Origin of the sequence: Variovorax sp. J22R115 (assembly GCF_030317005.1) — a bacterium.
Taxonomy (GTDB): Bacteria; Pseudomonadota; Gammaproteobacteria; order Burkholderiales; family Burkholderiaceae_C; genus Variovorax.
Genome location: NZ_JASZYM010000002.1, coordinates 285166 through 307928, shown reverse-complemented (window position 1 = coordinate 307928; position 22763 = coordinate 285166). Strand labels below are relative to the sequence as shown.

The window sequence follows — 22763 nt, the reverse complement described above, 5'->3', positions numbered from 1 at the left end:
TTAGAGGGCGAGCGCCCGGGGACTGGCCTTCATCGCGCCGGCGATCAGGCGCATGTCGTGCTCGTTGACTTCGAATAATCCGAATCGGAACCTGTAGCCCCAGCGCCTCGGGTCTTCGACGAAGTCGAACCGGTCGATCAGGGGAAGGATCGGCGCCTCGCTCGCGACCGCATAGCGCACGTCGCGGCGCCACGGGACGAAGCCGTTGCCCATGTGCATGAAGCCGCCCTCCGGGCTGTCACGCCCACGGCGGGCGTGCTCGGCACTGGCGACTGCGATCCAATTTCTGCGGTTCATGCCCGCCATGCTGCGCGAGCCCTACTGACAGCGTCCTGTCAGCAGCGATGTGGCTCGCCCCCAGGTTGGCTCACTTCGTGTAGCCGCCCACCCCCTGCCGGGGGCAGCACCAGCGGCCCGGCAAGACCGATACCGCGGCGTTTCACCAACGGGCCTGGCTTCGCCGGCCGCAGGGTCGTCCTCGGCCGGCTAAGCGAAGGGGACTAAAGGACTTCGCTGGCGAAATCGGCTAGGCGCGAGCGCTCGCCGCGTGCAAGGGTGATATGGCCGCTGTGCGGCCAGCCCTTGAACTTGTCGACCGCGAAGGTCAGGCCGGACGAGCCCTCGGTGAGGTAAGGCGTATCGATCTGCGCCAGGTTGCCCATGCAGATGATCTTGGTGCCCGGACCCGCGCGCGTGACCAACGTCTTCATCTGCTTGGGCGTCAGGTTCTGCGCTTCGTCGATGATCACGTACTTGTTCAGGAAGGTGCGCCCGCGCATGAAGTTCATGCTCTTGATTTTGATCTTGCTGCGGATCAACTCGTTGGTCGCCGCCCGTCCCCATTCGCCTGCGCCGCCGCTGTCGCCTTTGGCGAGGAATTCGAGGTTGTCGTCGAGCGCGCCCATCCAGGGGCCCATCTTTTCCTCTTCCGTGCCGGGCAGGAAGCCGATGTCCTCGCCGACGCTCACGGTGGCACGGGTCATGATGATCTCGGTGTAGCGACGGTCGTCGAGTACCTGTGTCAGGCCCGAGGCCAGCGCCATCAACGTCTTGCCTGTGCCGGCCGTGCCGGTCAGCGTGACGAAGTCGACGTCGGGGTCCATCAGCAGGTTCATCGCGAAGTTCTGTTCGCGGTTGCGCGTACTCACGCCCCAGACAGCGTTTTTGAGCGAACCGTAGTCCTTCAGCGTCTTGAGTACTGCCGTCTTGTCGCGGATTTCGGTCACGCGCGCATACATGCTCGGCTCGCCGGGCGCCTCGAAATAGACGAACTGATTGATATAGAGGTTCGGCACGATCGGACCGCTGATCCGGTAGAAGGTGCTGCTGCCGCTCTGCCAGCTCTCGACCGTCTTGCTTTGGCGCGTCCAGAAATCAGCTGGCAGGGCGAGCGATCCGGAGTAGAGGAGGTCGCCGTCCTCGAGCGTCTTGTCGTTCTGGTAGTCGTCGGCGGCCAGGCCCAGCGCGCGCGCCTTGACGCGCATGTTGATGTCTTTGGACACCAGCACCACTTCCTGCTTCGGGCGGTCGGGCGCGTCCTTGGCGTAGAGGTCGCGCAGGGCCTGCACCACGCCCAGGATCTGGTTGTCGGCCTTGCCTTGCGGCAGGCTGGTCGGCAGCGTGTAGTCGAGTGGCGCGGTCTGGAAGAACAGCTTGCCGCCGGCTTCGCGGTGACCGGTTGTGTCGAGCTTCAGCCCTTTGCCGATGTCCGCGCCTTGCGCCGCGGCGAGCGCATCGAGCGTGCGGCTGGTCTGGCGGCCGTTTCGCGCGACTTCCGTCGTGCCCTTTTTGTGGCCATCGAGCTCTTCCAGCACGATCATCGGCAGGAAGATGTCGTGTTCCTCGAAACGGAACAGGCACATCGGGTCATGCAGCAGCACATTCGTGTCGAGGACGAAAAGCTTGGCCGGACCGTTGGATTTGCCGCGTTTGGCGCGCGGCGGGTTTTGCGGCGCAGCCACCGGCGCGCTCACACGAGTCTCGCCGCGGCGGCTGGGCGGCGCTTCGGGCACCGCTGGCGCGGGTGCTTTTGCCCTGGGCGCGACCGGCGCCTCGACAGCGCCGCCGGCTTCCGCGGCATGGCGGTCGAACAATTCGAGCGGTCGGGTCCCGTTCGACCCGGTGTCTTCGGTACTGCGATCAGACGAGCGTCGGCCGCTTCTTCCGTGCGAAGAACGGGCGGGCGCGTCGTGCGCGTCCGGCGAAAGCAATGCGGCGCGTTTCGTGGGGGCGGGAGGCAGGGGCATGGATCGGTTCGCTCGCAAAAAAGAAGGGGCCAGAAAGCGAAAAAGCCGCCTGAAGACCAGGGCGGCTTTGTTCGGTGGATGCGGTCGTGGAGCTCAACGGCATTGGGCCATTATGCACATCAGGTGTGTCGCATCCGGTGTTCGTTGCGCGTCACCAACGAGATTGCGCAAAACCTCACACACTTCACAGTTCAAGCAGCTTTTTTGAGGGCCTTGACAGCCTTCAGCACGTCGTCCACGTGGCCGGGCACCTTGAGGCCGCGCCATTCGGCCTTCAGGACGCCATCGGCGCCGATCAGGAACGTGCTGCGCTCGATGCCCTTGACCTTCTTGCCGTACATGATCTTGTTCTTGACCACGCCGAACATGTGGCACATCTTTTCTTCGGTGTCGGCGATCAGTTCGAAGGGGAGTTCGAGCTTGGCCTTGAATTCATCGTGCGACTTCATGTTGTCGCGAGAAACACCGAATACGGTGGCGCCTGCCTTTTCGAAGTCCTTGTAGCGGTCTCGAAACTGCATCGCTTCCGTCGTGCAACCTGGCGTGTTGTCCTTGGGGTAGAAGTACATGACCAGCACGTGGCCGAGATGCGAGGTGTTCGAGACCTTGAGACCGCCGGTGGCATTGGCGTCGAATTCGGGAATGGGTTTGTTGACAACGATCGCCATGAAACTTGTTTTCTCCGTTTGATTCCATGCCCGATCCGGTCGGGTTCATGAAGGATTGGTCGTTGCTAACTGAGGGCGGGCCGCCGGTTCGCAACCCGCGATTTTACCCCGAAATGCCTGCTACTGCCCAGCGTCCGGGCTCTCGACGAGCAGAGCGGCGACCACGTGACGGCCTTCGCTCGCAAGGATGTTGTAGGTGCGGCAGGCCGCAGGCGTGTCCATCGTCTCGACACCGGTACGCTGCGCCATCAGGGGCTGAAGCCAGGCCGGTTGCGGGAAACGGATGCGTGCGCCGCTGCCAAAGATGATCAGTTCCGCGCCCAGCGAGGCGAGTTGGGCGAAATGCTCCGCGCCGATTTCGTCGAAGCGGGAGCAATTCCACTCGACGCGCTCGCCGCGCGAGCCGACCACCACACTGGTTTCGACCCGTTCATTGTTGATGGCGACCCAGCCCGGGCCATGTGCCGTGAGTGTCTGGACGTCGGATTTGTCGGGCTGGAGCTTCATCTGGAGGGGGTGGGAACTGTGGTCAAATTATAGGTTTTCCCCTGCGCAGACCCCCTTGGAGGGACTTTGAAACCGCTCAAGAAATCGGCCAAGCTGGCCAACGTGCTCTACGACATCCGCGGCCCGATCATGGACGCCGCGAAGCAGATGGAGGAAGAGGGCCAGAAGATCATCAAGCTCAACATCGGCAATCTCGCCCTGTTCGGCTTCGATGCACCCGAAGAGGTCCAGCAGGACATGATCCGCAATCTGCCGGCGTCGGCGGGCTATTCGGACAGCAAGGGGATTTTTGCGGCGCGCAAGGCCGTGATGCACGAAACCCAGAAACAAGGTGTCGCGGGCGTCACGCTGGACGATATCTACCTCGGCAATGGCGCCAGCGAACTGATCGCGATGGCCACCAACGCGCTGCTCAATGATGGTGACGAACTGCTGCTGCCGGCGCCTGACTATCCGCTGTGGACGGCAGTGGCGAGCCTGTCGGGCGGCAAACCGGTGCACTACCTGTGCGACGAGGACAACGGCTGGATGCCGAACCTCGACGACATCCGCGCCAAGCTTTCGCCCCGTACCAAGGGCATCGTCGTCATCAACCCCAACAACCCGACCGGCGCGCTGTATTCAGACGACCTGCTCAAGGGCATCGTCGCTATCGCGCGCGAGCACGGCCTGGTGATCTTCGCCGACGAGGTCTACGACAAGGTGCTCTACGACGGCGTCAAGCACACCGCCATCGCCAGCCTCTCGAAGGACGTGCTCACGCTCACCTTCAATTCCTTGTCGAAGAGCTACCGCTCTTGTGGCTATCGCGCCGGATGGCTCGTCGTGTCCGGCGACAAGAAGATGGCGCGCGACTACATCGAGGGCTTGAACATGCTCTCGAACATGCGCTTGTGCGCCAACGTGCCGGGCCAGTGGGCGATCCAGACCGCGCTGGGCGGCTACCAGAGCATCAATGACCTGGTGGGTCCGGGCGGTCGACTGCGCAGGCAGCGCGACCTGGCCTACGAACTCATCACCGCGATTCCGGGCGTCAGTTGCGTCAAGCCCAGTGCGGCGCTCTACATGTTCCCGAAGCTCGACCCCAAGGTCTATCCGATCGATGACGACCGGCAGTTCTTCCTCGAATTGCTCAAGGAGACCAAGGTGATGCTGGTGCAGGGCACCGGCTTCAACTGGTCGACGCCGGACCACTTCCGCATCGTGTTCCTTCCCCACGAAGAAGACCTGCGCGAGGCGGTTGCACGCATCGCCAGCTTCCTCGAACGCTACCGAAACCGGGTCGCCTGAAGCCGCCGCGCGTTCAGATCCCATTGCTTTAGAAGACGAATCGAATGAATCCCATCCAAGTTGGCCTGCTCGGCATCGGCACGGTCGGTAGCGGCACCTTCAAGGTGCTCCGGCGCAACCAGGAAGAAATCAAGCGCCGCGCGGGCCGCGGCATCGAGATCACGATGGTCGCCGATCTCGATACGGCGCGCGCCAGGGAGGTGGTCGGCGATAGCGTGCAGGTCGTCAACGACGCACGCGCCGTCATCGCCAATCCCGAGATCGACATCGTGGTCGAGCTGATCGGTGGCTATGGCATCGCCAAGCAGCTGGTGCTCGAGGCGATTGCCGCCGGCAAGCACGTGGTCACCGCCAACAAGGCGCTGCTCGCCGTGCACGGCACCGAAATCTTCGCGGCGGCGCACGCCAAGGGCGTCATGGTGGCCTTCGAAGCCGCGGTCGCAGGCGGCATCCCGATCATCAAGGCGCTGCGTGAAGGCCTCACGGCCAACAGCATCCAGTGGATCGCCGGCATCATCAACGGCACCACCAACTTCATCCTGTCGGAGATGCGAGACAAGGGCCTCGACTTCGCCACGGTGCTGAAGGAGGCGCAACGCCTGGGCTACGCCGAAGCCGATCCGACCTTCGACATCGAAGGTGTCGATGCCGCGCACAAGGTCACGCTGATGAGCGCGATCGCCTTCGGCATCCCGGTGCAGTTCGACAAGGCGCACATCGAGGGCATTACCAAGCTCGCGGCGCAGGACATCAAGTACGCCGAGCAGCTCGGCTACCGCATCAAGCTGCTGGGTGTGACCAAGCGCAAGGCGCAGGGCATCGAGCTGCGCGTGCATCCCGCGCTGGTGCCTTCCAAGCGGCTGCTCGCGAACGTCGAAGGGGCGATGAACGCGGTGGTGGTCAACGGCGATGCCGTCGGCACCACGCTCTACTACGGAAAGGGCGCCGGCAGCGAGCCGACCGCCAGCGCGGTGATTGCCGACCTGGTCGACATCGCGCGCCTGCACACGGCCGATGCGGCGCACCGCGTTCCGCACCTGGCCTTCCATCCCGACGCAATGAGCGACCTGAAGGTCCTGCCGATGGCCGAGGTGGTGACCAGCTACTACCTGCGCCTGCGAGTGGCGGACGAGGCCGGCGTGCTCGCCAAGGTGACGGGCCTGCTCGCCAGCGCCGGCATCAGCATCGATGCCGTGCTGCAGCGGGAAGCCGACGAAGTGGGCGGCGAAGGCTCGACGCAGACCGACCTGATCATCCTCACGCACGACACGCGCGAAGGGACCCTGGACGACGCGCTCGCCCAACTGCAGGCGCTGCCCACGGTGCTGGCGCCGATCGTGCGCATTCGCAAGGAAGAGCTGTCCTGATGCGTTATCTCTCCACGCGCGGTCACCCGGACCGCCGACGTTTCTGCGAGATCCTGTTGGAAGGTCTGGCGCCCGACGGCGGCCTGTACCTGCCCGAGCGATACCCCCAAGTCGATGCCGCCACGCTGGCGAAGTGGCGTGGGCTTTCCTACGCCGAGCTGGCGTTCGAAATCCTCTCGCTCTATATCGACGACATCCCGCCTGCCGACCTGAAGGCGATCTGCGCGAAGACGTACACCGCCGAAGTGTTCGGCACGGTCGAAATCGTTCCGCTGCGCGAGCTGGAGGATGGCGTCTACCTCGAGGCCCTGTCCAACGGCCCCACGCTCGCGTTCAAGGACATGGCGATGCAGCTGCTCGGCAACCTGTTCGAGTACGAACTGGCCCGCCGTGGCGAAGAGCTCAACATCCTCGGCGCGACCAGCGGTGACACCGGCAGCGCCGCCGAGTACGCGATGCGCGGCAAGAAGGGCGTGCGAGTCTTCATGACCTCGCCGGACGGGCGGATGAGTCCGTTCCAGCAGGCGCAGATGTTCAGCCTGCAGGACGCGAACATCCACAACATCGCGATCGCCGGTGTGTTCGACGACTGCCAGGACATCGTCAAGGCGGTGTCGAACGACCTGGCCTTCAAGCGCAAGTACAAGATCGGCACGGTCAACTCGATCAACTGGGCGCGCTTGCTGGCGCAGGTCGTCTATTACTTCGCGGGGTACTTCCAGGCGACGGGCAGCAACGACAAGCAGGTGAGCTTCACCGTGCCGTCCGGAAATTTCGGCAACGTCTGCGCCGGCCACGTCGCGCGCACGATGGGCCTGCCGATTCGCACGCTCGTGGTCGCCACCAACGAGAACGACGTGCTCGACGAGTTCTTCCGCACCGGCGTCTACCGGGTGCGCTCGGCCGCTGACACGCACGAGACGTCGAGCCCGTCGATGGACATTTCCAAGGCAAGCAATTTCGAGCGCTTCGTGTTCGATCTGGTCGGCCGCGACGCAGCGAAAGCGAGCGGGCTGTTCGAGGACGAACTCGGCCGCGAAGGCCGCTTCGATCTGAGCAACGATCCGGTCTTCGCCCAGGCCGCGACGCGTTTCGGCTTCGCGAGCAGCCGGAGCACGCATGCCGACCGGCTCTCCACCATCCGCGATACCGACAAGCGCTTCGCGACGCTGATCGACACGCACACCGCCGACGGCCTGAAGGTCGCGCGCGAGCACTTGGTGCCGGGCGTGCCCATGATCGTTCTGGAAACCGCGCTGCCTATCAAATTCGCCGAAACGATCGTCGAAGCGTTGGGGCACGAGCCGGAGCGTCCCGCACGCTTCGAGGGCATCGAAGCGCTCCCCAAGCGCGTTGTCAAGCTGCCGGCTGATGCCGAAGCGGTCAAGGCTTACATTGCGCAGCACTGCGACTGATGCGGTAGGCGACGCATGAAAGTCATCGGCTTCGCCGGTTACTCGGGGGCGGGAAAGACGACGCTGGTCGAGCGGCTGATTCCCGCGCTCAAGTTGCACGGGCTGCGCGTTTCGGTGGTGAAGCACGCGCACCACAAGTTCGACATCGACCATCCCGGCAAGGACACCCACCGCCACCGCGAGGCAGGTGCATTCGAGGTGGTGGTCGCGTCGGACAAGCGGCTGGCGCTGATTCGCGAATTCGAGCAGCCGACGCACCTCGATGTGCACCAACTCGTTGCCGAACTCGATACCGGCGTCGACTGGGTGCTGGTGGAGGGCTTCAAGCACAGCGATCTGCGCAAGATCGAGATCTGGCGCGCCGCCGGGGAGGGCGAGGCGGCCCGGCCTGCGCGCTATGTCGACGACAAATTCATCGATGCCATCGCAACAGACGATCCGCACAGTCTGCCGTTGCCAACCGACCTGCCGATCTTTGACCTCGATGACGTCGATGGCATCGTCGCCTGGCTGCTGCTGAATGCCGAACGTTTCGACTACAAGGTGAAGCACCATGGCTAGCACTTCCCCGCGTCCTCCGCTGATGGCCCTCGACGAGGCACTGTCTCGATTACTCGCCGCCGCGACGCCGAAGGTCGGGATCGAAAGCGTGTCGACCTTCGAGGCCGATGGCCGTGTGCTCGCCCAGGACGTGGTGTCGGCGCTGACGGTGCCGCCACGCGACAACAGCTCGATGGACGGCTACGCGGTGCGGATGGCCGACTGTGCCGCGCCCGGTGCCGTGCTCCGCGTGGCACAGCGCATCCCGGCTGGCACCGTGGGCACGCCGCTCACGGCCGGCACGGCAGCCCGCATCTTCACCGGCGCGCAAATTCCCGAAGGTGCCGACGCGGTCGTGATGCAGGAAGACACGAGCGCACTGCCCGAAGAGGGCGGCCTGGGTAGCGTACGCATCGATATCGCGCCGGCCGTGGGTCAGTGGATTCGCCGCGCCGGCGAAGACGTTGCCGCCGGCGACATCGTGCTGTCGAAGGGCGAGCGTCTCACGCCTGCCGGGCTGGGCCTGGCTGCAAGCGTCGGGCTGGCCCAACTCGAGGTTTCGAAGCGCCCCCGCGTTGCACTGCTGTCGACTGGCGACGAACTCGTGATGCCGGGCGAGGTGTCGCCGGAGGCGATGAAGCCGGGCTCGATCTACAACTCGAACCGCTTCTTCATGCGCGCGCTGCTTCAGCGGCTCGGATGCGAGGTCAGCGACCTCGGCATCGTGCCGGACCGGCGCGACGCGACCATCGAGGCGCTGCGCGCTGCGTCCCTGAGCAACGACCTCATCATCACCACGGGCGGTGTTTCGGTGGGCGAGGAAGACCACATCAAGGCTGCCGTCGAGCACCTGGGGCAGCTCGACCTGTGGTCGCTGTCGATGAAGCCGGGCAAGCCCTTCGCTTACGGCCGGATCGGCAACGCGCATCTCACTGGCCTGCCTGGGAATCCGGTGTCGAGCTTCCTGACCTTCCTGCTGCTCGTGCGGCCATTTCTGCTCACCTTGCAAGGTGCAGCGCGCGTGGCGCCGCAGGCGATCCCCATGCGCGCCGATTTCGACTGGCCGCGCGCCGATCGCCGTCGCGAGTTTCTGCGCGCACGTCGCAATGCGGCGGGCGGGCTCGATGTATTCGCCAACCAGAGCTCGGGTGTGTTGACATCCACGGTCTGGGGCGACGGCGTGATCGATACGCCTGCCGGCCAGCCGTTCAAGGCCGGCGATACCGTGCAGTTCATTCCGTTCGCGTTGCTGCTGGCCTGAGCATGAAGATCAACGTCCGCTATTTCGCCTCCGTCCGCGAAGCGCTCGGAACGGGCAGCGAAGCGGTGGAAACCACCGCATCCGACCTCGGCGCGCTGCGTGATGAATTGATCGCGCGTGGCGAACCGCACGCCAGCGTGCTTGCGCGCGGCCGCGCGGTACGCATGGCGCTCGATCAGGTGATGTGCGGCGAGGGCGCCGAACTGCGCGACGGCAGCGAGGTCGCCTTCTTTCCACCCGTCACGGGCGGCTGAGCGCGGCCTGGATTTCCAGCAAGCGCTCGCGTAGCTCGTCCGAAGCGCGCGTCATCGGCGCCCGCAAGTCGTCCTGCATCATGCCCTCGTTGGCAAGAATGACCTTGAGCGGTCCGGGATTGGCGTCGCTGAAAAGTGCTTCGATCAGCGGCAGCAAGGGCTGCCATCGCGCACGGGCATCGGCAAGGCTGCCTTCGCGAAGCAGGCGCAGTACCTTGACGAAACGTTCGGTCTGCAGGTGCGCACTGGCGGCAATGGCGCCGGCGCCGCCCTCGGCCACCGTGCTGAACATCTGCGCGTCTTCGCCAGCCAGCACTTGGAGCCGGCCGTCCGCGATCAGCGCGCGTGTCTTGCCCGCGTCGCCACCGCAGTCCTTGATAGCGCGGATGAGCGGGTGGTCTGCGAGTGCAAGCAGCGTCTCGCGCGTCAGGGTGCTGCCGGTGCGGTAGGGGATGTCGTAAATCAGGAGCGGCACCGCGCCAGCCCCGGCAATCTCGCTGAACCAATCGATGAGTCCCGCCTGCGACGGCCGGATGTAACTTGGCGCGGGCACGAGCAGTCCGGCCAATTCGCGATCGGCGAGTCGGCGCACCCACTCCCGCGTCTTGCCAAGGTGGTAGCCCGAGATGCCCATGATGCGCGGCAGCGACCGTGCCGTCCTGGCGACGGTATCTAGCACCGCCAGTTGTTCTTCGCTGTCGAGCGCGGCTGCTTCACCCGTGGATCCGCAGACGACGAAGCCCGCGATGCCGGTGGGCGCGAGTTGCTCGACCAACCGAGCCAGTGCCGGATGGTCAACTGCCTCGTCGCGAAACGGCGTCACGAGCGGAATCCAGAGGCCCGAGAAATCGGGGGAGAGGGAGTGTGTGTCTTGCACGCGAAATTTCCTTTCAGGAATCGACCGATGGAAGCAACCATCGTCGAATGCGCGCGCACAACCAGCTTCGACCTGGGTCTTGCAGTTCCGTCGCTCATCCGACGACGGAACCGAAGCTCCGGTCAGACGAGCTTGGGTTTTTTGGCTTTGCCTTGCTGGCGCACGCAGGCCGGTTCTTCGTGGGAAGAAAGAAGGCGTTGCAGGGCACGGGAAGGCATCGGCGGAGTCTATCGCAGTGCCACAATCCCGGGATGACCGGTGCACGTGTTTCGATCCAAACCGAAGACTTCGATCTGCAGACGGAGGTTGCCGCGTTGCGCCAGGCCGACGCGCGCGTGGGGGCGATCTGCAGCTTCATCGGCACGGTGCGTGACCGGAACGACGGGAGCACGGTCGCTTCGATGGAGTTGGAGCATTACCCCGGCATGACCGAGAAGGCGATCGAGGCCATGATCGACGAGGCGCATCGCCGCTTCGACATCCTCGGCGCCCGTGTGGTCCACCGCGTTGGGCTGTTGCAGCCGCTGGACCAGATCATGATGGTGGCCGTCATCTCGGCCCATCGCGGCCAGAGCTTCCAGGCCTGCGAATTCCTGATGGACTATCTCAAGACCCAGGCGCCGTTCTGGAAGAAGGAACAGACGCCCGAAGGTGCGCGCTGGGTCGACGCCAGGGTCGACGACGACGCAGCGCTGGCGCGCTGGGGCATCACCGCCAGCAACGCCTGACGCGAGCCAGTTACTGGGGCTGGAAGCCGCTGGCTCTAATGATCTGTTCCCAAGTCTGCGTATAGCTGCGCACGCGACCAGCGAATTGCCCTTGCGGCATGAAGCTGACCGTCAAGCCCATGGCCACCAGGCGCTCGCGCACATCAGGCATGGCGAGCACCTTCGACAGCGCTTCGCCGAAGCGATCGATCACCGGCTGCGGCGTGCCCACCGGCGCGAAGATGCCGTAATAAGGCAGGTCTTCCAGTCCCGACAGGCCGAGTTCCGCGAAGGTGGGCACTTGCGGCAGCACGGCCTGACGCTTGCCGCCGATCACGGCAACCACGCGGATCTTGCCGGCCTTCTGGTTCTCGATGAAGTCGGGAACGGAGCCGATGCCCGCGCTGATCTGGTTGCCCAGCATGTCGGCCATCATCGGCGCGCTGCCGCGGTAGGGTGCTGCCTGGAGGTCGAGCTTGTACTTGGTGCCGATCAGCTTGACCAGGAACTCGGGGATCGAGGCGGGTGCCGGCACGCCGATGGTGTCCTTGCCGCCGCGCTGGGTCCTCACCCACGCCACGTACTCATTGACCGACTTGGCCGGCGTGCCACCGGACACGGCGAGCGCATTGGCAAAGGTCGCGAAGCCCGCCACGGGGACGAAGTCGCGCGCCGGATCGAAGCCCGGGTTCTTCACCACCAGCGGCAGAATCGAGATCGAGTGGTCATGCGAGAGGAAGAGCGTGTGGCCGTCGGCCGGCGAGGCTTTGAGCGCCTGCGCGGCGATCTGGCCGCCTGCGCCCGCGCGGTTCTCGACCACGACAGGGCTGCCCAGCTGGTCCTTGAGCTTCTCGGCCAGCGTACGGGCAATGACGTCGGTGCCGCCGCCGGCTGGGAATCCGACCAATAGCCGGATCGGCGTGCCGGCGGGCTGCGCGAGCGCCATTCCCCCGGCGGCCAGCAGGCCCGCCGCGAAAACGCCGCGCATCAGGCGCGAGGCGCCACCCCATGTTGACTTCAGCATCTGTCGACTCCAAATGATTGCTTGATGAAAAAAGTCCGGACGGTCTTGATATCGCCTCGGAACAGCCCTATTTTGAATGCAGGAATCAAGCCATGCGCCAAGACAAACTCACCACCAAATTCCAGGAAGCCCTCGCGGACGCCCAGTCGCTCGCCTTGGGCAATGACAACGCGTACATCGAACCTGTCCACCTGCTGGTCGCCATGCTGCGCCAGGACGACGGTCCTCGGGCGCTGTTGGAGCGTGCCGGCGCCAACGTGCCCGGCCTGCTGCATGCCGCCGAAGCCGCCATCAAGAAGCTGCCGCAAGTGCAGGGCCATGACCAAGTGCAGGTCGGCCCCGAACTCGGCAAGCTGCTGCAGGCGACCGAGAAGGAATCGATCAAGCGCAACGACCAGTTCATTGCGAGCGAACTCTTCCTGCTGGCACTGGCGGACAGCAAGGCCGATATCGGCAACCTTGCGCGCAGCAATGGTGTCACGCGCAAATCACTCGAAGCCGCGATCGAAGCGGTGCGCGGCGGGCAGGGCGTGAACAGCGCCGATGCCGAAGGCCAGCGAGAAGCGCTCAAGAAGTATTGCCTCGACCTCACCGAGCGTGCGCGTCTCGGCAAGCTCGACCCGGTCATCGGCCGCGACGAGGAAATCCGCCGTGCCATCCAGGTGCTGCAACGTCGCACCAAGAACAACCCCGTGCTCATCGGCGAACCCGGCGTCGGCAAGACCGCGATCGTCGAAGGTCTCGCACAGCGCATCGTCGCGGGTGAAGTGCCCGAATCGCTCAAGGGCAAGCGCGTGCTGTCGCTCGACATGGCGGCGCTGCTCGCCGGTGCCAAGTACCGCGGCGAGTTCGAGGAACGCCTGAAGACCGTGCTCAACGAACTCGCGAAGGACGAAGGCCAGACCATCGTCTTTATCGACGAGCTTCACACCATGGTCGGAGCAGGAAAGGCCGAGGGCGCGATGGATGCGGGCAACATGCTCAAGCCGGCCCTTGCACGCGGCGAGTTGCACTGCGTCGGCGCGACCACGCTCGACGAATACCGCAAGTACATCGAGAAGGACGCCGCGCTGGAGCGCCGCTTCCAGAAAATCCTCGTGGGTGAGCCGAGCGTCGAAGCGACGGTCGCGATCCTGCGCGGCCTGAAGGAGAAGTACGAAGTCCACCATGGCGTCGACATCACCGACCCGGCGATCGTCGCGGCGGCCGAGCTGTCCGACCGCTACATCACCGACCGTTTCTTGCCCGACAAGGCCATCGACCTGATCGACGAGGCTGCGGCCAAGATCAAGATCGAGATGGACTCGAAGCCAGAGGCCATGGATCGTCTGGACCGCCGCCTGATCCAGCTGCAGATCGAGCGCGAAGCCGTGCGCCGCGAAAAGGACGAGGCCTCGCAGAAGCGCTTCGGCCTGATCGAGGACGAGATCGCCAGACTGCAGAAGGAAATCGCCGATCTCGACGAAATCTGGCAAGCCGAGAAGGCGCAGGCCCAGGGCAGCGCGCAGATCCGCGAAGAGATCGACAAGATCAAGTTCCAGATCGCCGAGTTCACCAGCAAGGGTGACTTCAACAAGGTGGCCGAGCTGCAATACGGCAAGCTGCCGGGGCTCGAGAAACGCCTGAAGGAAGCGCAGGAGACGGAAGCGAACAAGGGCAAGTCCAGCGTACCCACCTTGCTGCGAACGCAGGTCGGCGCCGAAGAGATCGCCGAGGTCGTGGCGCGCGCCACCGGCATCCCGGTCTCGAAGCTGATGCAGGGCGAGCGCGACAAGCTGCTCATGATGGAAGGCAAGCTGCACGAGCGCGTGGTCGGCCAGGACGAGGCCATCGGTGCGGTCGCCAACGCGATCCGCCGCTCGCGCTCGGGGCTGTCGGACCCGAACCGTCCCACGGGCTCCTTCCTGTTCCTGGGCCCCACGGGCGTGGGCAAGACGGAGCTGTGCAAGGCGCTCGCGGGCTTCCTGTTCGACAGCGAGGATCACCTGATCCGCGTCGACATGAGCGAGTTCATGGAGAAGCATTCGGTCGCGCGTCTGATTGGTGCGCCGCCCGGCTACGTGGGCTACGAGGAGGGCGGCTACCTGACCGAAGCCGTTCGCCGCAAGCCCTACAGCGTGCTGCTGCTCGACGAGGTCGAGAAGGCGCACCCGGATGTCTTCAACGTGCTGCTGCAAGTGCTCGACGATGGTCGCCTGACCGACGGTCAGGGCCGCACCGTGAACTTCAAGAACACGGTGATCGTCATGACCAGCAACATCGGCTCGCCGATCATCCAGGCGATGGTGGGCAGGCCGGGCGAAGAGATCAAGGAGGCGGTCTGGGACGAGCTGAAGAACTACTTCAGGCCCGAGTTCCTCAACCGCATCGACGAGACGGTCGTGTTCCATGCGCTCGACGCGAAGAACATCGAGGCGATCGCGGCGATCCAGCTCAAGGTGCTGCAGGAGCGCCTGGCGAAGATGGACCTGGGGCTCGATGTGTCACCGGCGGCGCTGGCGGAGATCGCCAAGGTCGGCTTCGATCCGGTGTTCGGTGCGCGGCCGCTCAAGCGAGCGATCCAGCAGCGCATCGAGAACCCGTTGTCGAAGCTGCTGCTCGACGGAAGCTTCGGGCCGAAGGACACGATCGTCGTGACCACCGACCCGATCCAGGCGCCTGGGCAGTTCGCGTTTCGCAAAGCCGGGGAACAAAGCGCCGAGGCCGTGGCCTAAACCCGATGCTGAACTTTTTTCTGCGCCTGGTCCTGTTCTTCCTCGGCCTCATCTTCGCGGCCAGCCTGGCCGTTTCCGTGCTTCTGCTGGCAATGGTCTGGGGGCTGCGTTACGGATGGGCGCGCCTCACGGGGCAGCCCGTGAAGCCGTGGGTGATGCGCTTTGACCCGCGCGGCGGCTTCGATCGCTTCCGGGCGGCGGGCCGTCCCGCCGAGCCGACGGCGGCAGATGTCGTCGCCGCCCGCGCACGAGGCCAGGAGGCCGACAGCCCGGTGCGCTTGCGCGATCCCGGCCAGGTGACCGACGTTCAGGCGCGGCCGGTATCGCGTGAGGAGTGAGCGTGTCGGGCGCGATAAGGCGCCTCGACGCAAGCCAGAATAGCGGATGACCTTGCCGCACCCACCCGTCCTGATCGATCCGCTGGAGGTCGAGTTCAGCGCGATCCGTGCGCAGGGCGCGGGCGGACAGAACGTCAACAAGGTCTCCAGCGCGGTGCATCTGCGCTACGACATCCCGGCCAGCTCGCTGCCCGACGATGTCAAGGAGCGCCTCCTCGCCTTGCGCGACAGCCGCATCACGCAGGAGGGCGTGCTCGTGCTGAAGGCGCAAAAGCACCGCAGCCAGGACATGAATCGCGCCGATGCGCTCGCACGCCTGCAGGAACTGGTCGACAGCGTTGCCGCGCCGCCTCGCGTGCGTCGCGCCACCAAGCCAAGCTACGGCGCGCGGCAGCGCCGGCTCGAGGGCAAGAGCCAGCGCTCGGCCATCAAGAGCCTGCGTGGGCCGGTGAGGGATTGAGGTTGTCTCGAGGAGTGCCGGACGCGTTGGATAGGGCCGCCAGCGCCTCGGCGTCGGTCCGGTAGCTGAAGAGCATCGGCCCGGGCGCCAGCAGCCCGGCGCGGTCGAGCACCTGCTGCGCAGGCAGCTTGAGGCCCGAGATGTGAAAGCGCACGCCCTGCGATTCGAGCAGCCGGCGAATGCTGCCGAAGACTTCGGCGCCCGTGATGTCGATGCGGTTGATCGGCTGCGCAAAGAGGCACACATCGGTCAGGCCGGGCCGCTCGGCCAATGCAACGGTGACGGCGCGCTCCAGCGTGCTGGCGGACGCGAAGTCGAGTTCCGCATCCATGCGCAGCGCATAGAGGTCGGGCGCAAGCAGCGGCAGATGCCACAGGTGACGGTCGCGCAGGCTGCCGTCCGGGTGCAGGCCGACTTCGATGATCCTCGGATGCAGATGCCGGTACATGTAGTGCGCCAGCGCCGCGAGCAGGCCACCCAGCACGCCCCAATAGATCGATGGTGCGGTGGCGATGGTCAGCGCAAAGGTGCTGAGCGCGATGGCCGCCTCGATACGCGAGATGTGCCACAGGGCGACGAAAGCAGATGGCCGCAGCAGGCCGATGGTTGCCGTCGCCACGATCGATGCCAGCACCGCCTGCGGCACGTGATAGAGCAGCGGCATGGCCCAGAGCAATGCAGCCGCGACCACCGCGACGCTGAAGAGCGTCGCCCACTGGGTCTTGGCGCCCGCGTAGAGCGTGATTGCCGAGCGCGAGAACGATGAACTGGTCGGGAATGAGCCCGTGAGGCCCGAAGCGATCTTGCCCAGCCCCTGGCCGATCAGGTCCTGGTTTTCGTTCCACAGCTTGCCGGCGCGCGCGTTGTCCACCTTGGCGCTCGAAGCCGTTTCGAGAAAGCTCACGAGCGTGATCAGGAAGGCCGGTAGAAGCAGCGTGCCCAACTGGTTCAGTGACAGCCCGCCCGGCCAGTAGAGCGAGGGCAACCCTGAGGGAAGCTTGCCGATCACCGCGCCGCCCTTCAGCGCATAGCCGACCGCGGCACTGGCGGCCGCCGCGACTGCGACGAGCGCCATGGTGGTCGGGAAGCGCGGCATCATCCGCTTGCCCAGCCACAACATCGCCATGCCGCCCAGGCCGAATGCGATCGCGATCGAGTCGGGCGGCGGTCCATGCAGCACCTGGGCGAACGAGCGCCCCGTGAAGCCCAGCAGCGCCGGCAGTTGCGAGAGCGTGATCAACACGGCCGCGCCTTGCGTGAAGCCCATCAATACTGGCGAATTCACCATGCGCAGCAGCCAGCCGAAGCGCGCCGCGCCCAGCACCACCTGCATCGCTCCCGACAACAGGGTCAGCCAGACGGCGAAGGCGACCCATTCGCTGCTGCCCGGAATGGCGAGCGGCGCGAGGGACGCGCCGACCAGCAGGCTCGTCAACGCCGTGGGCCCGACCGACAGCCGCGCCGAGGAACTGAAGAGCAGCGCGACCAGTGCCGGCAGCAGCGCGGCATACACGCCTGTCACCAGTGGCATTCCCGCCAGCGCGGCGTAGGCAACGCCTTGCGGGATGACCATCAGCGCCACCGTGACGCCGGCCGTGGCCTCGTTGATGAGGAGGGCCCGGTCGGGGCGCGGCCAGGAAAGGAAGGGGAACCAGCGCGTGAGCTGGTGGCGATTCAAGGCCATGGCCTTGGTGCGCGGAAAGGTGGGAAATGCACCCGGCGATGATACGAAAGCGCCCGGCGCTGCGGCGGCTAGGACCGTCTCTTGTGCTGGAACGCCGTCGGCGATTGCCCCGTTGCCGCCTTGAACATCGCGCAGAAGGCGCTGTCGGTTGCATAGCCGCTCGCTGAGGCGACCTGGCTCACCGCCATGCCGCGCGCGAGCAAGGGCAGTGCGTGGGCGAGCACGGCCTGCTGACGCCACTGCTGCCAGCTCATCCCGAGCTGGTCGCGAAACAGGCGTGCCACGGTGCGCTCGCTGGCACCGATGGCCTCGGCGCGTTCGGCCAGCGTGGCGCGGTTGGCCGGATTGCGCAGCAACGCTTCGCACAACTGGCGCAGCCGCTTGTCGGAGGGCAGCGGGACGTCGATACGGATTTGCGTCGCGCGCTCGAGTTCATCGACCAGAAGTGGCGCAATCCACCGTTCGCGCTGCGCTGCATGGGGATCCGCCGGCGGCAGGCCGTCCGGTGTCGTATCGAGCGCGAGCATCAGCGCCCGCAGCAAGGGGCTGATCTCCAGTACCTCGCACCTCTCCCATGCCGGCCCGAGCCAGCTATGGAGGTACACGGTGCGAAGTTCGGCGTCCTCGATCAGCGTGACGCTGTGCGCCATGTCGGCCGGTACCCACAGGGCGCGCGAGGGCGGCACGATGTAGCTGCCGTCTTCCGTGCTCAGGCGGATCACGCCGCGCGTCGAGAAGGTCAGTTGTGGCCACGGATGCTTGTGCAGGTCGACCAGTGTGTCGGCCTTGAGAAAGTGCTCCTTGGCCCGCAGCGGGCGCAGCGCGTTGGGCTCGTACAGATGAGGCGTCAGGGGGCCCACGCTCGTCGTGGCGTCGGGGTGGGGCGAGTTGGGGCGCTTGGTGCTCGTGTCGACGGGCGCCGGAGGCGGGGCGGTGGACGGCATGATTTCGACAAATGTTGTCTCTGTATCGCCATTCTGCCGCGACGCGCTGGCTTAGGATCGACGTCCAATCCAGTTTGTTGTTGCAATCCATGTCTTCCTCCAACGCGACCGCCGCCACGACCACCCTGGGCTCCGATGCCAAACTGATCGGCCTGGTCGGCTTGGCGCACGCCATCAGCCATTTCAGCCAACTCGTGCTGCCGCCGTTGTTCCCATGGCTCAAGGATGCGTTCAACGTGAGCTACACCGAACTCGGCGCGGTGCTCACTGTGTTTTTCGTGGTCTCGTGCATCGTGCAGGCGGCCTCGGGTTTCATCGTCGACAAGCTGGGCCCGCGGCCGGTGCTGTTCGTCGGGCTCGGGATGCTGGGTCTCGCCGCCTTCGGCTATGCGCTGGCGCAGAGCTACTGGATGCTGCTCGGCTGTGCCGTCGTGGCGGGCGTGGGCAACGGGGTGTTCCATCCGGTCGACTACACACTGTTCAATCGCAAGGTCGCGCCGACGCGGCTCGGACATGCCTACAGCGTCCACGGCATCACCGGCAGCCTCGGCTGGGCGCTGGCGCCGGCCTTCGTGGTGCCGTTGGCGATGGCCTTCTCGTGGCGCGTGGCGCTCGCCTCCGCGGGCGTGGTGGCCGTGGTCGTGATGCTCATCCTCTGGGCCTATCGCAGCGTGCTGTCGCTGGACGTGAAGGCGGTGCACAAGGCGGCAGGCGCCGACGTGGCTGCAGGCAGCGAATTCGCGTTCCTGAAGATTCCCGCGGTGTGGATGTGCTTCGGCTTTTTCTTCTTCTACGCGATGGCATTGAGCGTGGTGCAGACCTTCGCGCCCGCTGCGGCAGGGCGTCTGCACGCGGTGCCGGTGACGCTGATCGCCATCTGCCTGACCGTCTACATGGTCGCCAGTGCGGCAGGCATGGTGGTGGGTGGCTTCCTCGCGTCCGACCCGTCGCGCTGCGAGCGCGTCGTCGGCGCGGGTTTCGGCGTGGCAGCGTCTATTGCGCTCGTACTCGCGCTGGCGGACTTCGCGCCCTTCCTGGTGCCGGTGATGTTCGGCGCGATGGGCTTTGCAACCGGCATCGCGGGGCCATCGCGCGACCTGCTGGTCAAGCGCTCGACGCCGGCGAATGCTTCGGGCCGCGTCTATGGCGTCGTCTATGCGGGCCTGGATATCGGGCAGGCCGTGGCGCCGCTGATCTTCGGCCGGCTGATGGACCACGGCCAGTACGCGAGCGTGATCGTCGGCCTGGCGGTGGTGCAGGGCGTGCTGATCGCCAGTGCGTTCAACGTGAGACGCGTCCGGCGCGAAGCGCTGGTGCCCGTCTCAGCCTGAAGCGCGACCGGCTTTGTCGCTCTACCTGATCGTCGCGCTGGGCGCGGTGGTGGCTGGCTTCGTGCAGGGCCTGTCGGGCTTTGCGTTTTCCATGGTCTCGATGTCGATCTGGGCATGGACGGTGGACCCGAAGCTTGCGGCAGTGCTGGCGACCTTCGGCGGGCTCACCGGGCAGATCATCGCGGCGGTGACGACGCGGCGCGGCTTCGACAAGGCGTTGCTGCTGCCTTTCATCCTGGGCGGGCTGGTCGGCCTGCCGGTCGGTGTCTGGCTGCTCCCGCGACTCGACGTGCCCCTGTTCAAGGCCTGTCTCGGCAGCTTGCTGGTGATCTGGTGCCCGGCGATGCTGATGGCGCGAAATCTGCCGAGGATCACCGTGGGCGGACGGGTTGCCGACGCCGTCACCGGCATGCTCGGCGGCGTGTGCGGTGGCCTGGGCGGCTTCACGGGCGCGATCCCGACCCTCTGGTGCACGCTGCGCCGCCTGGACAAGGACGTGCAGCGTGCCGTGATCCAGAACTTCAATCTCTCGATGCTGGCGGTCGCCTTTGCGCTCTATCTGGGCGCAGGCATGGTCAGCGCTGCGATGGTGCCCCTGCTCGGGATCGTCGCGCTGGCGGTGCTGGTGCCCGTGCTGCTCGGCGCCCGGCTTTATGCAGGCCTCAGCGAGGCGGCTTTCCGGCAGATCGTTCTGGGGCTGTTGACTTTGTCGGGCGTGGCGCTTCTGGCGTCGTCGCTTCCCGTGCTGTTCGCTCGCGCCGGTTGAGGCCGCGGGAATGCGTCATGGCTTGGGAAGGATCTCGAGCACCTGCTCCGCAGGCCGGCACAAGCGCGTGCCGATCGGCGTGGCGACGATCGGGCGGTTCATGAGGATCGGGTGCTCGACGATGAAATCCAGCAGTTGGTCGTCGGTCCACTTCGGGTCGCCGAGGCCGAGCTCGTCGTAGGGCGTTCCCTTCTGACGCAGGATGTCGCGCACCGGAACGCCCATCGCCGTCACGAGCTCATGCAACTGCGCCTTGGTCGGTGGCGTCTTGAGGTACTGGACCACTTCGGGTTCGAAGCCGTTGTCGCGGATCAGGGCCAGCGTGTTGCGCGAGGTGCCACACGCGGGGTTGTGGAAGATGGTGATGGAGGAAGACTTGGGTTGCATCGCGCCATTTTGCGCGGAACTCAAGCGGCGATCAGCGCCTCCACGCGCCGAAGTCCTTCGATGGTCTTGACGCAGGCTTCCGCCGCCTCGGTGCCCTTGACCGCGAAATGGGCGTGGAAGTACTTGCGGTGCTCCACGTGCTCGTGGAAGTGGTGCGGCGTGAGCACCGCCGAGAGGATCGGCACGTTGGTCTCGAGTTGCACCGTCATCAGCGAATTCACCACCGTGCTGGCGACGAACTCATGGCGGTAGATGCCGCCGTCGACCACCAGCGCGCAGCCGACGATGGCGGCGTAGCGGCCCGAGGTGGCGAGCCGCTTGGCATGCAGCGGGATCTCGAATGCACCGGGTACGTCGAACACGTCGATGGTGTCGAGCGGCACGCCCTGCCGCTTCATTTCGGCGAGGAAGGCGTCGCGCGCCTGGTGGACGATGTCCGAATGCCACTGCGCCTGCACGAAGGCGATGCGCTGCCCGCGCGGGGCGTCCGATGCGGGGATGGCGGAAAGGGGAAGGTCGTTGATCTGACTCATGGTGTGCCTTTTGAAGGATTTCCTGAATCAGGGCGCACGAACCCGAGGCCCGGCACGCGCGTGAACACGCCTGCCCGACAACAGGATCGCGCTCTCTTTCATCCGGACTGTGACCGTCGGCCCCGGGATCTCACCAGGTCTGCTGACCCTGCGGCGCATGGCGCGCCGCAGGCGCTCGCGGGCTCGTGCGGCTTTCGCCGCCATCACCGCCGGTGGGGAATTGCACCCCGCCCTGAGAACGCTTGCTCCGGCCTGAGCCGGAACGACGCAGATTCTAGGCAAAGCGGCAAAAGCGCGCTGTCACGGAAGCGGCAAGACCCCCGAATGCGGGCGGGGATCGGGGCGTCCGGCGAGAAACACCGTCATTCGCTGCAACTCGTCATCGAGCGCCGCCCGGAACGCGGGGCCCGTCGGCTTCTTGCCGGCAAAGCCGAAGGCCGGCTGCAACTGCCCTTGGTGAGTCGACACATTGGCCCACCCCATGACGCGATCGTTCAGCAGCAGCGGCAAGGCGTAGTAACCAAACTGGCGCTTCGGCGCCGGCGTGTAGCCCTCGAACTTGTATGTCCAGTTCCACAACAGCTCGAAGCGACGCCGGTCCCACACCACGGGGTCGAAGGGCGCGAGCAGACGGAGCGCGTCGTCAGGCGCGTGGCGCCGCGAGGCCGGGTTCTCGTCGGCGGGCCAGTACCAGGTCGTGCCGTCGATGCGGCAACTCGCGAACTTCTCGCGCGCCAGGCGCAGGGCCGTCTGCGTCTGCGCGGAGAGATGTGGCGCGCCGTAGCCCAGCAGGCGAACGAGGTAGGTCAGGCTCGAAGACGGCAGAGGCGCGTATTTGCGCACCACCAGATCGATCAGGGCCGCTGCGCGTTGCGCGCGGGCGGTCGGACTGTCGTCTGCGGGAGGATGCGTCACCGCTTCATAGATCCGCGTGCCGCCTTCGCGCCGTTTCACACGCAGCATGCCGCGGTAGTGCATGCCATCGAGCAGATGCGTGCTTGCGTTGCTCGAGCCGCCCCAGTAGTTCTTCACTCGCCCGTGCGCGAAATGCTGCTCCACCAGCCGCGGATGCACCGGTCCGTGCTCTCGCACGAAGGCCAGCACATCGGCGGCCTTGCGTCGTGTCTCGGCGTCCCAGGCGCTGGCCGCCTCGCGCGGATGCATGAGCGCCAGATGCTCGCGCGGCAGGAAGCCGTAGTTGACGAGGCAGTCCTCTTCGATCGGCAGTTGCGCGTAGCGGCGTTCCAGATCGCCGGCCCGGTAGTCCTTGACGCGGTGGCGCAGTGTCAGGTCCTGTGCACGCGCAGGCGCACGAATCGGATCAGCCTGCACGAAGCCGAGCCGCCGAATGGCTTGCGGCAGGGAGGTGGCGTTGAAGAGGGTGCGCGCTACCGCGTAGCGGCGCAGGTCATCGAGGGTCGGTGCGGCCATGCTGCGAATTGCAGCACAA

Annotated in this window: 22 protein-coding genes, 1 pseudogene and 1 riboswitch; of the genes and pseudogenes, 12 read left to right on the top strand and 11 right to left on the bottom strand. The window is 65.7% G+C overall.

The features are described 5' to 3' along the window. From QTI04_RS04400 to QTI04_RS04385, 4 genes are all read right to left on the bottom strand, one after another. The gene (locus QTI04_RS04400; RefSeq protein ID WP_286614328.1) at positions 1–297 is read right to left on the bottom strand and encodes a hypothetical protein; all 297 of its coding nucleotides are present in this window, start codon (positions 295–297) and stop codon (positions 1–3) included. Between the two features lie 203 nt (positions 298–500). After that, entirely contained in the window at positions 501–2246 is a 1746-nt protein-coding gene (locus QTI04_RS04395) for a PhoH family protein (protein ID WP_286614327.1), read from the bottom strand. Between the two features lie 191 nt (positions 2247–2437). Beyond that, entirely contained in the window at positions 2438–2914 is a 477-nt protein-coding gene (locus tag QTI04_RS04390) for a peroxiredoxin (RefSeq protein WP_021006537.1), read from the bottom strand. A 120-nt stretch (positions 2915–3034) separates the two neighbouring features. Next, entirely contained in the window at positions 3035–3421 is a 387-nt protein-coding gene (locus tag QTI04_RS04385) for an Mth938-like domain-containing protein (protein ID WP_286597715.1), read from the bottom strand. Positions 3422–3487: 66 nt separating this feature from the next. Between QTI04_RS04385 and QTI04_RS04380 the strand changes: the two genes are divergently transcribed. Genes QTI04_RS04380 through QTI04_RS04355 form a run of 6 tightly spaced genes read left to right on the top strand, consistent with a single transcriptional unit; the run spans position 3488 to position 9548 of the window. Then, positions 3488–4711 (top strand): pyridoxal phosphate-dependent aminotransferase, encoded by a 1224-nt coding sequence (locus QTI04_RS04380; protein ID WP_286597716.1) that lies wholly within the window; start codon positions 3488–3490, stop codon positions 4709–4711. A gap of 44 nt (positions 4712–4755) precedes the next feature. Further along, complete coding sequence (locus tag QTI04_RS04375; RefSeq protein WP_286614326.1) at positions 4756–6078, top strand: homoserine dehydrogenase; 1323 nt, start codon at positions 4756–4758, stop codon at positions 6076–6078. Continuing rightward, positions 6078–7493, top strand: coding sequence for a threonine synthase (gene thrC, locus QTI04_RS04370; RefSeq protein WP_286614325.1), 1416 nt, complete (start codon positions 6078–6080; stop codon positions 7491–7493). The genes QTI04_RS04375 and thrC overlap by 1 nt, the downstream gene beginning before the upstream one ends. Before the next feature lie 15 nt (positions 7494–7508). Further along, positions 7509–8054, top strand: a complete 546-nt coding sequence (gene mobB / locus QTI04_RS04365) for a molybdopterin-guanine dinucleotide biosynthesis protein B (protein ID WP_286597719.1) — start codon at positions 7509–7511, stop codon at positions 8052–8054. After that, entirely contained in the window at positions 8047–9294 is a 1248-nt protein-coding gene (glp, locus tag QTI04_RS04360; protein ID WP_286597720.1) for a gephyrin-like molybdotransferase Glp, read from the top strand. The genes mobB and glp overlap by 8 nt, the downstream gene beginning before the upstream one ends. Before the next feature lie 2 nt (positions 9295–9296). Continuing rightward, complete coding sequence (locus QTI04_RS04355; protein WP_286614324.1) at positions 9297–9548, top strand: MoaD/ThiS family protein; 252 nt, start codon at positions 9297–9299, stop codon at positions 9546–9548. Here the strand turns inward: QTI04_RS04355 and dapA are convergent. Beyond that, positions 9535–10425 carry a 4-hydroxy-tetrahydrodipicolinate synthase gene (dapA, locus tag QTI04_RS04350; RefSeq protein ID WP_286614323.1) on the bottom strand — a complete coding sequence of 297 codons (891 nt, stop codon included), beginning with the start codon at positions 10423–10425 and terminating at the stop codon, positions 9535–9537. The genes QTI04_RS04355 and dapA overlap by 14 nt on opposite strands. Before the next feature lie 251 nt (positions 10426–10676). On the opposite strand from dapA, the gene QTI04_RS04345 reads away from it, so the two are divergent. Further along, positions 10677–11153, top strand: coding sequence for a molybdenum cofactor biosynthesis protein MoaE (locus QTI04_RS04345; protein WP_286614322.1), 477 nt, complete (start codon positions 10677–10679; stop codon positions 11151–11153). A 10-nt stretch (positions 11154–11163) separates the two neighbouring features. On the opposite strand, the gene QTI04_RS04340 is transcribed toward QTI04_RS04345, so the two are convergent. Further along, complete coding sequence (locus QTI04_RS04340) at positions 11164–12156, bottom strand: Bug family tripartite tricarboxylate transporter substrate binding protein (RefSeq protein ID WP_286597724.1); 993 nt, start codon at positions 12154–12156, stop codon at positions 11164–11166. 92 nt (positions 12157–12248) lie between these two features. On the opposite strand from QTI04_RS04340, the gene clpB reads away from it, so the two are divergent. Genes clpB through arfB form a run of 3 tightly spaced genes read left to right on the top strand, consistent with a single transcriptional unit; the run spans position 12249 to position 15668 of the window. Beyond that, complete coding sequence (gene clpB / locus QTI04_RS04335; protein ID WP_286614321.1) at positions 12249–14870, top strand: ATP-dependent chaperone ClpB; 2622 nt, start codon at positions 12249–12251, stop codon at positions 14868–14870. A 5-nt stretch (positions 14871–14875) separates the two neighbouring features. Continuing rightward, positions 14876–15208 carry a hypothetical protein gene (locus tag QTI04_RS04330; RefSeq protein WP_286614320.1) on the top strand — a complete coding sequence of 111 codons (333 nt, stop codon included), beginning with the start codon at positions 14876–14878 and terminating at the stop codon, positions 15206–15208. Between the two features lie 46 nt (positions 15209–15254). Beyond that, a complete protein-coding gene (gene arfB, locus QTI04_RS04325; RefSeq protein ID WP_286614319.1) occupies positions 15255–15668 on the top strand; it encodes an alternative ribosome rescue aminoacyl-tRNA hydrolase ArfB in 414 nt (137 codons plus the stop codon). Here the strand turns inward: arfB and QTI04_RS04320 are convergent. Together QTI04_RS04320 and QTI04_RS04315 are read right to left on the bottom strand one after the other, a co-directional pair. Beyond that, entirely contained in the window at positions 15637–17352 is a 1716-nt protein-coding gene (locus tag QTI04_RS04320) for a SulP family inorganic anion transporter (protein WP_286597728.1), read from the bottom strand. The genes arfB and QTI04_RS04320 overlap by 32 nt on opposite strands. Positions 17353–17420: 68 nt before the next feature. Beyond that, positions 17421–18296, bottom strand: coding sequence for a helix-turn-helix domain-containing protein (locus tag QTI04_RS04315; RefSeq protein ID WP_286597730.1), 876 nt, complete (start codon positions 18294–18296; stop codon positions 17421–17423). A gap of 89 nt (positions 18297–18385) precedes the next feature. Between QTI04_RS04315 and QTI04_RS04310 the strand changes: the two genes are divergently transcribed. Both QTI04_RS04310 and QTI04_RS04305 read left to right on the top strand, forming a co-directional pair. Continuing rightward, a complete protein-coding gene (locus QTI04_RS04310; protein ID WP_286614318.1) occupies positions 18386–19627 on the top strand; it encodes an MFS transporter in 1242 nt (413 codons plus the stop codon). 13 nt (positions 19628–19640) lie between these two features. Further along, positions 19641–20393, top strand: coding sequence for a sulfite exporter TauE/SafE family protein (locus QTI04_RS04305; protein ID WP_286597734.1), 753 nt, complete (start codon positions 19641–19643; stop codon positions 20391–20393). An 18-nt stretch (positions 20394–20411) separates the two neighbouring features. Here QTI04_RS04305 and arsC read toward each other — a convergent pair. The 3 genes and pseudogenes from arsC to QTI04_RS04290 all read right to left on the bottom strand — a co-directional run. Beyond that, positions 20412–20780 (bottom strand): annotated as a pseudogene (gene arsC / locus QTI04_RS04300) (arsenate reductase (glutaredoxin)); the annotation flags it as partial. A 20-nt stretch (positions 20781–20800) separates the two neighbouring features. Beyond that, positions 20801–21313 (bottom strand): 6,7-dimethyl-8-ribityllumazine synthase, encoded by a 513-nt coding sequence (locus tag QTI04_RS04295; RefSeq protein WP_286568543.1) that lies wholly within the window; start codon positions 21311–21313, stop codon positions 20801–20803. Positions 21314–21399: 86 nt separating this feature from the next. Further along, positions 21400–21557: riboswitch (FMN riboswitch) on the bottom strand. A gap of 56 nt (positions 21558–21613) precedes the next feature. After that, the gene (locus tag QTI04_RS04290; RefSeq protein ID WP_286614317.1) at positions 21614–22744 is read right to left on the bottom strand and encodes a crosslink repair DNA glycosylase YcaQ family protein; all 1131 of its coding nucleotides are present in this window, start codon (positions 22742–22744) and stop codon (positions 21614–21616) included. Between the last annotated feature and the right edge of the window lie 19 nt (positions 22745–22763).